This is a genomic window from Pseudomonas sp. BIGb0558 (assembly GCF_024807515.1).
Classification (GTDB): domain Bacteria; phylum Pseudomonadota; class Gammaproteobacteria; order Pseudomonadales; family Pseudomonadaceae; genus Aquipseudomonas; species Aquipseudomonas yamanorum_A.
On sequence record NZ_JANUEW010000020.1, the window covers coordinates 45,987 to 59,052 of the forward strand.

Below are 13,066 nucleotides of genomic sequence, written 5' to 3' on the forward strand. Positions count from 1 at the left end.
TGACGTGCAATGTCACCGCATCTTTGAACGGGTGTCACGGTGCAGGGAGCACTCTAGGAATTCAGGCATAAGCTCACGGTCACCAAGGTATTTGCCTGGCTGCAGCGATTGACATAAATTTCGCCCGCATAGAGCTCCGCTCATCATTGATGTCCGGAGGAGCCCTCTTGGGCGAACCCCATCAAATGCCCGAAAACCAATCGAAGGAATTCGCCATCAATACCCAGGCATTTAGCGTCCAAGCTGACAGCTACGGCTTCACCAGTTGTAGCTACGCCGACATCGTAACCCTGGTGGATGAGGCGGTAATCATCCTTCAGGAACGCGGTATACGCTTCACTCCTGGGAGTGTGCTTCACAAGCTTTTTGCAGACGCCCGTAAGCTCGACAAGCAATGGACGCAGAGCAAAACATCACCCAATTTGGTAACGGGTATCAACGCCGCTTACGCAGAGAAGATTGCTCGGATCATCTCCACGCTCAATGATGAGCCGGGTATTGATGAAGCCCTTCAGCGAATCTCTGGGGCAGACGTGAACCTGTCGAACCGATCCAAATCCCAAGGCAAGGACGCATTATGGGAGCTCTCGCTTCTGACCGCCCTCAAGCGCAGGATGCCGGCCCAGTTGATCGACCCTCCCGACATTGTTGTCGACTTCGGATTTGGTAACTACTCAATCGCCTGCAAGAAAATCTATGAGCGCAAAAGCCTTGTCTCTAGGTTACGGGACGGTGCCAAGCAAATCCGCGAATCAGAGAACCCTGGCTTCATCGCCCTGAACATCGACGACCTCCTCCCGGGTGAACAGATTCTGACGTCGCAGACCCCGGCATCAGCCCTTCAAATGCTTTCCAAAGAGATTCGGGAGTTTGTCGAAGACGAGTCGGGTGCATTTGGACGGATCAAAAATAAGACCTACCTCGACGGCGTTTTGATTTCAGCATCGACCATTTCTGACATCAAGGAAACGAGCACCCGTCTCAACCTCACAACCACTTTCGACTTTTACCCGTTCCAAACTGATGGACTGGGCATGGAACGCTTTATTGCGCTGAGAAAAAGACTATCCCCTCGCACAACCATGGGAAAAGGGCCCTTGGCTGTAAACATCACCTGGCCAAAGTAAATCTTCTGGCAAAGGCAATAGTGCGGAGATTGGTTTGACTACCATAAGATGCGGGCTGTGTGATTCAAGAAGCATCAGCGTCCCCGCCAATCTCCAGGTTCAGGCATCCTGGCCATAAGCTAGGCCGACTGCCACCTCAGCTTCAAAAAACGCGAAGCACTGCCGACAAAGGCATCGTTTTTCGACGACCATGGCTGAGCAGCACGTAAAGTTTGTTCTGCGTCTGAAAAAACATGCCGTCGCTGAAATCAATCAACGGTGACGAGCGCAGCCAGAGGGCGCTGCTGGTTTTGGTACAGCTATCGAAGACCACATTGAGCATCAGCAGCATCACCGGCTTCTTGCCCTCCATAGCCAACTCCTGGACGACCAAATCAGGCGCATCGAGATCAAGCCAAACCCACTCATCGACGATGCAAAAGCTCCTATCCGGGAATCTCGTCTCTGTCATCCGGATCGCTTCCTCAAGATCCATTTCCACCCCTGGCATGACCGCGCTTGGGCCAACGATCTCCTCGATGTCTATGTATGACATGGTAACTCCTGCCCATCCATTGCTTCGCCAAATGGCCTTGTTTCGAAGGCTTACGAGCGCGCGGAAGCTTCTCGGGTCATCGACATCACCACTGTCTGCTGCCCCCCGTCGACCTCCTCAATCATGAACATAAGAAAGCTCACGATGACATATCGATCACCCGCTGTGGTGACAGCGATCGAATAGCCGTGCTGCTCTTCCATCGCCGCCAAATCCTCGGTGACGACCGTATCCCCGTTTTCGGCGCGCTGGTGGATGTCAAAAAACATCGCCGCTTTGAAGCCCAGTCCGACCGGACGAGCATCGAGCAAATAACCGCTGATCTGTCCCTGGAAAGTGACCCTCGTGGCCTTCAGCAACGATTCTGGAAAATACACTGCAAACATCCTCTTCTCGCACGCTTCAAGCCATTCAAAGCGTGATCACACACTGGTTGTTGAAATCGACGTCTTCCCCTGGATAACCCCTTGGATTGGACAGAAATCTGATTCCATTGATCGTTTCATCGACAGCCACGTGAGTGTGTCCAAAGATCCAGAGATCGACCTTCATATCCAGGAATTCCTCCCAGTTGTTGCCGTAAGCGGCCCGCAAATGCGGATGCGTTCCATAGTCCGGAACAAAATGCATCAAAGGCGGGAAGTGAGTCACCACGATCGTTTTTCCCTGAAAGGGTTGTTCCAGCTCGCGATGAAGCCACTCACGAGACTCTTGCGCGACTTTGCGAGTCTGTTGGGGTACCAGGGTTCGATATTGCGGCTCGACCCGAATGACTTTGTAGTCATTCATGAGCGCCCGTGCGTCCAGCATCGCCAATGGCGCATTCCCGGTACCTTCAAAATCAGACCACCCGGTGCATCCCACGAATCGAACGCCATCGAGGACAAGCGTGCGCTGCTCCAAAAAGTGAACGTGGGCAGCTTGGGGGTTGCTGAGCTGATCGAGCGTCTTGTACCAGCTCGATTTGTAAAACTCGTGGTTGCCAGCTACGAGCACGGTCTCCTTCGAAAAATGTTCGCAGGCCCAATTGGAGCTCCGACCTTTGATGTTGATGTCACCAGCGAGAATGGCAACGTCATACAGAGATGGGTCGGGCAGCTCGACGGGCTGGAACTCGACATGGAGATCCGACATTACGAGAAGTCGCATGAGCCACCCCTCGCCATCATGGCGTGTCTCAAAATCTCCTGGCCTGCCATCAGGTTTGCTCGTAAGACTGCAATGCGCATGAGCCTCGTTAAAAAGGAACCAGACATCTAGCCTCCCCGATTTTCAGTAGAGATTAACAATTGCCATGACGGTCTCCAGGCTGGCTTTTTTTCTCTGACCAGGGCCTGTCAAAATATATAGAGTGTTACGCGTTTCAAACACGTAGCCGTCGGTGAGCGATCTTTGGAAGGTTGACCGAACCCAGTCGCCGACCTGCCGCTTGTTCGCACTGTGGGCCAAGACATTGGATGCATACAGCACACAAGGTTGTAACCCGTCGGCAGCAAGAGATTCGCGGTACTCATCAGTCACCTCAATCTCAATCAGCATCCACTCTCTTACGATGCAGTACGGCTTCCATGAGCGATGACTGATGGCTTCAGCATCAGCCTGGCCGGCATCACCCTCGAAGCCCACCAACTGCTCTCCATCGTTGCTGAACAGCTCCACGATGTCTCGTAACCCGTCACTCATGTAACACCCTGTTCTGCAGCTTTAAATGATCCTAGGCATTGGATTTTTTCGTCATTAGCACCCGGGCTGGTAGATGGCTAGCTGCCCAACACACCTGGCCAACCATCACCCACAGCACATCATCACAAGGGCCTGGCGCACCATCTGGAGATCACGCACAGCAGGCATTCGAACCTCTGAGTCCCACCTCTGCAATCTCAATGGCCCTCGATTAAACGCTGAATTGAAAAGCATCTCTCTAGCCCAAGCTCCCATTTCTTACCTCTCAACCGGCCACATACATCGAGCGATTGTTCGGTTTAGGTGTAAATTGATTCAGGCGGGGCATATGCACCACCGTCTCTATGCTTCAGTCCTCACAGGCCCGTACGCAATACAAGCCAGCGTCTGAAACGCTCAATGCCACTATGAATCAGCCGAGACCTATAAGTCCGGCGATGACAACTATATACAGTAGAACCGGACTATGCAACGTGGCCTCATCCTCCCCTTTTGAGGATCGCCCATGCCCCTGAAACGTGCGTTCGCAGCCGTTCTGCGAGTTCTTCGCAGTCGCAAAGGGCTTTCGCAGGAAGGGTTGTCCGAAGCAGGTACTCGGACGTACCTCGCACAACTCGAAAAAGGCGAATCCGGTATTACCCTCGATAAGCTTGACCTCCTGAGCAAGGCTCTCGATACGAGCCCCCTGACCTTGCTTGCGCTCACGCTGGCCATCCGTCAAAACGAACCGATAGAGTCCGTCTTGGGCCGGCTCACCGCTGAGCTTTCGGAGCACCTGCAAACTGGCTTGATGGAGGAGCTCAAAGCGCAACTGCAAGATGACGCATTGGTGGTGCGTAAGCCCGGCAAGCCAGTTGACGAGAACAGGTTGAGACAGGTACATCAGCATAAGGCCGAAGGTTTGACTCAAAAGCAGATTGCCGAAAAATTGGGGCTGTCCAAGCAGACCGTTCACGACCTGTGGCATCGAAAATCCGATACATAGGGTCTTGGTAAGCAAGAGCAAGAGGATAGTTTTACAACATGGATAGCACAGCATGAACTGGAGCAGGCTTCGACTCGGTTGGTCGGCAGGCATCATCGCATCGATCGTTTACCTACTGCCGCATCTAAGAGATTTCTCAACCATCGTCGGCCCTTGGGCAGCCTATATCAGTCCCCCCAGCTCATCCGATGGACTGAATCCCAAATTGCTGGGACTGTGGCATGAGAAATTTCAATATCCACAGCCCAATGGTGTTGTCGGCTTCGAAGGTACTATTGAGTACTTTCGCAACAAGACATACCGAATCAATGGTCTGCTGAAGAGCACGACGTTTGCACCCTCCACTCCAGCAACCACAAGCTACAGATTCGAAGGCAATGGAGAATGGCTGGCCTCTGATGAGGAGCTGGAAACCAGCTTGATGGATGTGAGAGTTCGAGTCGTCGCCAAATCCTTAGGCGATATAAGCATCCCCACTGCCCCCTCACCCAATACTGAAGAATCCGAGATTGAACGAGGTCTGTTGCTGGCCAAGTCTCAGCGATATGACATCCGCAGCGCTGGGAAGGACGAAATCGTGCTGGAATCGAACGGTCTTTACGCTGATAGCTACGTCATCAAATTGAATCGAACCAAGCAGATGTATATGAGATAGCTGCATCTCATTCCAGCCCATCTGGCCTTCTGGAAACAGGCTACCAGAGAGTGCTCGATAGAGCTGCTACCACCAGGGCTCCACCTGATTTGATCCTCCGCGCGCTTATGAGCCCTCCTCGTCGTGCATCGCGAGTCCGCGCCGCTTACGAGGAGAGCCTATGCGTATAGGTTGGTTTTTGAGTCCGCAGCGAAGAAAGATCAAGGTGGTAAATTCCTACAATTTCAAATGCCGACGCGGGTAGCCATCACCACTCCCGCCCATGGGCAAGCTTTTCCTTGATCTCAGGGATCAGAAACGCAATCACATGGTTGTAACTCCGATCTTGCCGGTAGGCTTCGTCCATTCGCTCAAGGCCCTCGCGGATCAACTTCTTCCTCCGCTGCCAGGTCTGCTTGGCGTCTTGGTCAGCCAACAGTTGCTCGTTCGCGAACGCTCGCAGCGTCCATCCGAAGGCGAGTAAATAGCCCTTGTAGTGATCGAAGGCGGTGTTGGCCACGTTAAGGAGGCGAGGCAGGTTGTAGCCCACTGGATGCCCAAAACGGGCACTCAACATAATCGACACAGCCCCATGGAATTTCCCCATTCGGTAGTCCGAAGGCAGCGGAAGGTCAGGACTTGCCGTTTTCATTTGTTCCCGCAAAGTTCGCCACGCCTCATCCGACTCTTTGCTGTCCGTTGCTGCATGCTGCATCCAGAAATCGAGAAAGGCCTGCCGGGCTCGGTCGCTGCTCACGCTACTCAATAGCTCGGCCCTTAGCGTGTCGTAGTCCTTGAAAAAAACCTTTTGCTCTTGGGCGTTCACGATCAGTTGATCAAGAAACACCTCCTCCATTACCCATTCGTCAATGATCGTCTTGCCCCTGAGATGGGGTATGGCGTACCAGCAGTCTAGGGCCATGCGCCTCGCCACCCGAGATCGAGCAAGCGTCGCTTCATTTACGATGAAGACGTTGTTGTTATTCAGGAAGAAAATGTCCTCTTCAGAGGTGCGGGTCGAACTCGGGTCGAAGCTATGGAATATCCAGACCATAGCCCCGTTGTTCGCTCGGTAGAACTCACGTCGACCCGCGATTTCTGTCAGGTACGTGGTCGAAAGCTGCACCTCAAATGCCAGGCGTTGGCCATTGAGCTCAGCTTGGACATCGGGCTTTCGCCATTGCGCGCGATCGGCGAGGCGCACGCCCTTCCACACCTTCTCCACCAACGGCTCGGAGCACTGCTCATCGACTATAAGGCTGTCTCGAATAATGCCTTTGAGCCTCAGGTGTGCTGCGCTCTCCTTCGCAGCGTTGTACTTGATGCAGTTGATCTGCTCGGCACTCAATTGCCCACGCGTTGAAATTGAGCATTTTTGCTCTGCCTCCGCACGTGGGTGATGACGGAAATGGAAGCGCCGTTCCATGGTGCGCACGAGTATCACCGGGGCCATGCACAACGCGCACACAAGCCAAGGATTGCCGGGATCACGAGCATAACGACTCGCCAACTCCCCCCTGTCTTTCATGACCAAACCCAGATCGCGGGTCAAGAAGCTCTGCAGTTCGACATCCAATCCCGTTTCTTGATCGAGGATCTCCGTCAGGAGCATGGTGGCAGTGGGTTGAGCGACCTCATACGTGAACATACAGTTTCCTTTGGCTGGAACTCGCAGCCCCAACCTTTAACCTAAAGCCGTAGGTGATTCCACCCAACACCGTGCGTTTGCCTACCCCTGCCCCAGGTCTCTATCTCGCCTAGCCTGAAGGGGTCGTTGCCACGTTGCATTTCAGTCAGAGGTATTTCAGGGCCTTCTCCAATGCCGGGAGAGTACCTGGATGAAACACCGTGTCCCCCTTGGCGTTCAGCACATCCCCCCTCTTCCCCCGCTCAAACCTCCACTGCAGCAGGAAGCTCTCCGACAATAAGAATGTTAGGGCGTCGCGCTCGAACTCGTTCAGCTTAAAGCTTGGAACGACCTCAGATGACTGCCCACGACGATCGTCGACTCTAAACTCAATACCCGGAGGTATCAGCTCCTTGAGCTCACTCCTTGCTTCAGCCAGTTCAGCGAGCGTCCGGTCAACAAGAATTCGAAGCTTCGGATCCTTGATGCCGTCAACCCAGTCAGTGGAGGACGATGATTTTTTTGCCCGCTTACGAGTACCAGGGGCGTCCTTGAAGCACTTGATCAGAGCTTTGAAATTGTCGCCAGTTTTATTCCGAATCGTCTGTGCACGGGGCCCTCCTCGGGTAGCCCCCACCCGGCCAATATGCTCCGAAGTAAAATTCGTCCCCCCGGCGTCCACAATCTCTTTGCAGATGGCATAAACCACCTCCAATGAGCTTTTTTGGCGTGGCGATTTTGCGCAAAGCAAGGCCAGCATTTCTTCAGGCGTCATTCTATTGAACCTCCAGATTTGAAAAACAGTAAGCGGTCGGTGATCCGACCTGTCTAGGGGTCAATGACAGGGCTCTACTTCAATCAATTGGGGCTGCCGAGCATAGCCAGTGGGAATACCATCGAGGCCGGGCAATGACTCGCTGGACATGAGGGTGGTGATCTCCTTCACACTGATGATGTGCTCTCCTTGCAAGTCCTCCAGACGCAACTGCCCGCTGATCAACTCGTCGACCTTCTTTCTGCTTTTCAACCTACTGAACAGGAATGACGAGACCTGGTTGCCGAGACGAAGCTGCTCACGCTCATCGAGCTGGAGCATCACTGGACGAATGCCATTGTTGAGGGCGAGTCGATCCAGCAACTGCGCCCTACGAGGAGTCGCCATCACCGCTGAAGCTGATTGATAAAGCGTGGCGTTCTGGCAAACCTCGTTCAGCTGATGGAAAAGCGACGTCTCCTCATACACGATTTCAAGTTCGTGCCGGTCGCTCACCAGCAGTTGCATACCATCAGTCTTGGGGGACTCTGCCTGGCTATTGGTATTAAGCAAGACCTTGCATTCCGAGATCAGCTTAGTCAGTGCCTGCAAATCACCGATGTACATGTCCATTTTCGTGACGACACCTTCCTGGTCTGCTTCAAGCTTGCGGATCGCGACGTTGATCCGCTTCAGCTCCCGATCATTGAAAGGCTTACCTACTTGAGCGCAGTCGAACTTCTCGTTCCGGAGATCTTGAAGGCGCGACCGATAGTCAGAAAGCTTTTGATCAATGTCGGCATAGCTTTGCCAGTTGAGGTTTACAGTTAGAGAAATTTCATTCCACAAAGCAGCCAGTCCACCCAAGAACACAGGGCCAGTAACGAAGTGCCGGCACCGTGGGCAATTTTGCAGTCCCAGATGCCCGGCCTGGACAGGCAACCACTGCTTGCCTGTCGATTCACCACCATCGCCACAACGAGCGCCGGCATAAGGACACATGCCGTAGTCCCTTACCAACTGAGTACCGCTGTTACCGGCAAGTAGAGCTTCAAGTGCTTCCTTGGTGCTGCCAACCATCTGATGCTGGAGCTCATCCAACCGCTTCTGTTCCACCATGATCTGCATATCGGTTGCATCGTCTTGCAACGCCCGCTTCTCTCCTTCCGTCATAGCCTGACGGACTGACGCAGATCCGACTTTCACGTAATAAATCGTCATCACGATCGAAGCATGGCCAACGATCTTCATGATGATCTCTACGGGCATGCCGAACTTCATTACATAGGCGGTGATCAAACTGACTCGCATCGAGTGAGTCGTAAACTCCGAGGAGTACCGAGTCAGAGTCGACTTAGCGACGCGATCCGACCTTTCATAGGTGTCATCGAATGACGCCAGGACAAGGTCATCAGGCTGGATATTATAGAGCGTTGCAGCCAATCGGCTGGCAACACCACCCGCATAAACTGGGGGCTTATCTTCACCAAACGCCCTAAATAGAAAACACGCATCCGGTTTCTTCTTAAGTTTGATTTTGCTGAAGTTACAACGACTGGCGCAATCTACCCAACGTGTCCGCTTAAGAACAGGATTGTACTTCTTCTGCCACTCACGCAGTACCGTTAACCAGTACACAAGCGGCTGAGGAATCCAAGGTACGTCATAGCCTCCCCCATCGTAGCTGGTCTTGTTGGACGTGAAATGCATCCCCCAATTCCCTTTTTCATCATGAGAAACAAAGGCCTGCTGAAGCTCTTTTTCAGCCATCGGGCTGGTATTTAGCACCCATTGAGGCTCACCATTACTAATATCAACGATAAATTCATCAGCTTCTCCCGAATCGTTGTACATTACTTGACGCGCCCGGGCCGGAACGGACAACAGGGTGTACACCGCAATCCAATACATGGGAATCCAGAGATAATACTGATCTCCGCTTTTGCGGTAGACGCAGTTAGGATCATCAAAATCAATCATCGACTCGTCGACAGCTAAGTAATCTGAATCGAAACCATGGATATTGACAAGATCACGGAGTGTTTTGGCATGCGGCTGCACGATCCAATCTTTGGCTGCTTTGACGAACTGGTACGCTAGAGGTGGCTTTGTGGACTCAGATGGCCTATGGAACTCACCATTGTACTTAATTGCTGCCAATGGATTTGCGGCATCTGCAGTTCTATAGATTTTCCCACTCTCATCTTCATCAAAGAAATGACGTTTCAAGGCATCATTTAGGTACTCTTGGATTTCGTACCAAGTGCGCCTACAACTCGCAGGCTTTCCCTGAGAAGCGATAAATTTCTCAAATTGTACGGTATCGACACGCTTTAGCTGGAGGAAATCCTGTACGGTAGCGCCATACCCATTAGGCTCAATGTAATAACGAATGAATTTACATACGGAATACTCCCGGGTACCTACAGCCGGCAACCGTTCAAGCCAATAGGCCACGTCAGCAATCCAACCTGCGCTTTGCTTAGAGACGAACGTGAGCAAGTTAGGTAGATCTCTGCTCAGAAAATCATAGACACTCACCCACTCTTTGTAATGAAGCTCAGGCCTGTTAACCATTCTAGAATCACCGAGCTTTCTCGCTAACTTCCTATAGTCTTTCAACGTTTTACAATCATGGCTCTGCGCAATTGATTGAAGCTCCTGATATGAATAAGGCGTAATGAATCCACAGGCATCGTACCAATCCACCCACTCATCTGAGAAAAGCACTTCCGGATTCTCAGGCAACACTGGAAATCTACTTCTGGCCTCAAGATAAGCGTCTTGGGTCTTCACTCCCAAGAGTTTGATAGCGAGCTTGAGATCGGCCAGCGTTTCATAAATCTCTGGCAGCAAAAAAGCAGGCCAGCCAGGAAAGTCAGGATATTTCTTGATCGGATCGGCGGGAAGGCGAGTGTCCACTTTATAGCCAACCCTATAGGCTGAGTACCCATCAAAACGATGCGGCAACACCACAGCCTTTGCTTCTTGCCAGGTCTTGCACGCGAAGCGCGCACGACCAACCATCGCCTTTCCCCAGCCCGGCCAGTCCTCTAGATAAACTCGCTCCGGCCAAACTGGCAGGCGAGCGTCTTCGACACGCCGCTCCATGTACTCACTCTGGGTTTTAATACCCAAGTACGAAACAGCCGCCGAGAACTCTTCCCAAGTTGCATAAACATTACTTTCCTCTGCTAACTTAACCCCATTCAACTTATCTGCCATCTGAAGAAAGTGCGGCCAACCTCTCCACTCATTGCGATAACGCTTTAGAGGACTAGCAATCAGCTTAGGATCCTTCTTTCGGTTCCTACGGTAAGCGTCAGGACTGATAATTCCCAAGCGCTTTGCTGCATCCGATGCTTCTTGATAAGTTTCGTAGGGTGCATCTCCAATACCCAGAAACACTTCATAGCCTGGAAACTCTTTATAGTGGTTTTCAGGGGTGTAGGGTAATCGCGGATCGATCTTGGTAGCCTTAATATAACTCGCCCGACTTTTTACACTCAAGGAGCGTGCAGCCTCTTGAGCCTGTTCTAAGGTCGCATAGAACTCAGGTCTGCCCGTAAAATGGTTCCAACTCAAAAACTCGGTACCGTAATGAACATCTGGATCCCAAGGCAACATGGGATGATCTTTGCGAAACCGATTATATTCAGACTTAAGTAAAATTTTATTATCAATGATCAACTCTCTTGCTTCTTCGTAGCTATAGAACACCTGTGAAACTCTGCGAGGGCGTTGGGGATAGCTCTTACTTGATGCCTGCTCGACGTTGGCATCTCCAACAATCTCACCGTCGGGCATAATAGTATCAACAGCAACAATGGCGCCGCCCCGTTTATATCGTACTTTTACTGATTTCCCGTTTTCGCCAAGAACCCTGGGAGATGCAACCCTTTTAGCCATGAAGTAGTACCTAAGGTGTGGTTTTCCTAAAAAAGTACTAAGTCGCCGAGAAGATGTCACTTGAAACAGGCAAAAGTTGGCCGGCCAGATCCCATTAAAAACTGATCAATAGTTGATCAACTTCCGACTCAATTCAAAATTGAGCTGGCGAGATTTGAATCTGATGGTAATAACACTGAATTTCGTCCGCAGATTTTCATGTAGCAGCGCTCAATTCTGAATTGAAGGCCGAGAATGGAGGTTTTGGAGGCTGTTTTTAAATTGAAGATAATTGATGGTTTTGTGACGGCCATCACATTTTTGACATGCATCCCTGAGGCGATCCAGCTGCACCCAGCACCGCCGGAAGGTGGGCTGAGAGCTGATGGATTACTGGGGTGTCTCGCGGAAAGGTCAGTTTCTGCTCGGCTCGAATGTGCCAAGCGGCGCCTGGAGTCAGCGCTTATGCGCCATTGCGCTCGGCTTCTTCGAAGGCTTTGCGAACATCGTCGGCGTCAGGCTGCGTATAGACTTTGTATGAATTCGGATTTTTATGGTGCATGGCTTTTTGGATGATATTCGGCTTAACACCCTTCTCGATCATGCGATATCCGTAAGCATGGCGGTGACCGTGCTCGGTTGTACCCAGTTTTTTCCTGTGGACAAGCCCGATTCTATTCACCGCGTCACAGTGTTGCCGATTGAAGTTCTTCAGCGTTTCGGGACGACCATGAGTGTTAGTGAACGCATATGGGTGATCATCGTCAGGTTCTGGGTCTACCCGCTGATGCTGCAAGTACATGATGAAGTTATACAAGAAGTCCTTCGATGCTTCAGGAGGGCAGAAATGTACTTCTACATAATCCTCAGTAAGCATCGGCGACTTCCAGCCAGCATGGAGCGCGTTTGACGTTGGATACTTATGCCTAGGCTGCATGCTATACCGTCGATTCAGATAATCTTGGCGATTCGTATAGCCTTCTTCAGGTGCTCTGCCCAAAGACGGATGACTGATCCGAACCACCGCCTCATTCAGCTTGCGGTCGATAATGATATCTTGCAGATACGTGTGAAAAATCTCACTCTTCCTAAGGCCACCGTAGTGCATCAGTATCGTCATCGCCCTACCTTTGTAGTCAATAAAGGCATGCTCTGTAGCGTTGGGATCGCTACACGACCTCGTCCAACCGTTGGTAAGCAGATTATGGAACTCACGCTCAGGAAACCGCTTGGTAATTTTCTGTGACATGGGTATATCAGGCCCTCGCACAGTGCGCACCAATTTCAATTTCCTGGCTGCCTCGTCGGGATTGCGAAGGTGAGCCAGGAAAACATTAGCTTCCTTGTGATAGTAGGCACACCAGTTCATACGCTCCTCAAGTGAGGTAGCAGTACGAAATGGATTGAGTCGGGGCTGACCAAACTCGGGCTGTTCGGCGAGCCAGTCTGTGTAGGCGGTAACATGGCCTATCATTGTACGTGCATCAGTTGCGGAACGCGTTAACCAATAAAGCCCACTAGGATCTCGCTGCGTATCGATATCAATAGTCCCGTATTCGACAGCGACCGCAAAAGACTTGAGCAATTCAGTAGCTTTTTCGAACACGCCTTCATTAGCTTGAATGTACTTAACCAGCATTCGAATCGCGTAAATGTTCCTCGTTCGCCATTCTTCACTTTTCCTATAGTAATCCGGATCAGCCAAGAATCGTAAATGAGATATTAAAATACCATCTTGAGTGAGCAACGCAGGGAGCTGACGCTCCTTGCCGGTACTGTCATTCCTATATAGTGTTTTGATTTTCCTTACAAACGCCATGCTTTTTCCGTCGC

Annotated in this window: 11 protein-coding genes; 3 read left to right on the top strand and 8 right to left on the bottom strand. The window is 51.5% G+C overall.

Annotated features, from left to right (window positions below; genetic code table 11):
- The first annotated feature begins 167 nt into the window (after positions 1 to 167).
- Positions 168 to 1,127: a hypothetical protein gene (locus M2400_RS21715; RefSeq protein WP_157221863.1), complete on the top strand. Its 960-nt coding sequence runs from the start codon at positions 168 to 170 to the stop codon at positions 1,125 to 1,127.
- Between the two features lie 142 nt (positions 1,128 to 1,269).
- Here the strand turns inward: M2400_RS21715 and M2400_RS21720 are convergent, their stop codons facing one another.
- From M2400_RS21720 to M2400_RS21735, 4 genes are all read right to left on the bottom strand, one after another.
- Complete coding sequence (locus tag M2400_RS21720; protein ID WP_016771183.1) at positions 1,270 to 1,662, bottom strand: DUF6957 family protein; 393 nt, start codon at positions 1,660 to 1,662, stop codon at positions 1,270 to 1,272.
- 50 nt (positions 1,663 to 1,712) lie between these two features.
- A complete protein-coding gene (locus M2400_RS21725; protein WP_016771184.1) occupies positions 1,713 to 2,048 on the bottom strand; it encodes a hypothetical protein in 336 nt (111 codons plus the stop codon).
- A gap of 25 nt (positions 2,049 to 2,073) precedes the next feature.
- Positions 2,074 to 2,811, bottom strand: coding sequence for a metallophosphoesterase (locus tag M2400_RS21730; RefSeq protein WP_038860516.1), 738 nt, complete (start codon positions 2,809 to 2,811; stop codon positions 2,074 to 2,076).
- Between the two features lie 123 nt (positions 2,812 to 2,934).
- Positions 2,935 to 3,345, bottom strand: coding sequence for a DUF6957 family protein (locus M2400_RS21735; protein ID WP_016771187.1), 411 nt, complete (start codon positions 3,343 to 3,345; stop codon positions 2,935 to 2,937).
- Between the two features lie 505 nt (positions 3,346 to 3,850).
- Here M2400_RS21735 and M2400_RS21740 point away from each other — a divergent pair.
- A complete protein-coding gene (locus tag M2400_RS21740) occupies positions 3,851 to 4,330 on the top strand; it encodes a helix-turn-helix domain-containing protein (RefSeq protein WP_016771188.1) in 480 nt (159 codons plus the stop codon).
- A gap of 52 nt (positions 4,331 to 4,382) precedes the next feature.
- The gene (locus M2400_RS21745; RefSeq protein ID WP_016771189.1) at positions 4,383 to 4,985 is read left to right on the top strand and encodes a hypothetical protein; all 603 of its coding nucleotides are present in this window, start codon (positions 4,383 to 4,385) and stop codon (positions 4,983 to 4,985) included.
- 247 nt (positions 4,986 to 5,232) lie between these two features.
- On the opposite strand, the gene M2400_RS21750 is transcribed toward M2400_RS21745, so the two are convergent.
- From M2400_RS21750 to gmtY, 4 genes are all read right to left on the bottom strand, one after another.
- Entirely contained in the window at positions 5,233 to 6,612 is a 1,380-nt protein-coding gene (locus tag M2400_RS21750) for a DUF6035 family protein (protein ID WP_259197995.1), read from the bottom strand.
- Between the two features lie 145 nt (positions 6,613 to 6,757).
- Positions 6,758 to 7,366, bottom strand: coding sequence for a gamma-mobile-trio protein GmtX (gene gmtX / locus M2400_RS21755; RefSeq protein WP_122554438.1), 609 nt, complete (start codon positions 7,364 to 7,366; stop codon positions 6,758 to 6,760).
- Between the two features lie 60 nt (positions 7,367 to 7,426).
- On the bottom strand, positions 7,427 to 11,254 hold the full coding sequence (locus M2400_RS21760; RefSeq protein WP_259197999.1) for a VPA1269 family protein: 3,828 nt from the start codon (positions 11,252 to 11,254) through the stop codon (positions 7,427 to 7,429).
- Positions 11,255 to 11,696: 442 nt separating this feature from the next.
- Positions 11,697 to 13,052 (bottom strand): gamma-mobile-trio recombinase GmtY, encoded by a 1,356-nt coding sequence (gene gmtY / locus M2400_RS21765; protein WP_259198001.1) that lies wholly within the window; start codon positions 13,050 to 13,052, stop codon positions 11,697 to 11,699.
- Positions 13,053 to 13,066: the final 14 nt, after the last annotated feature.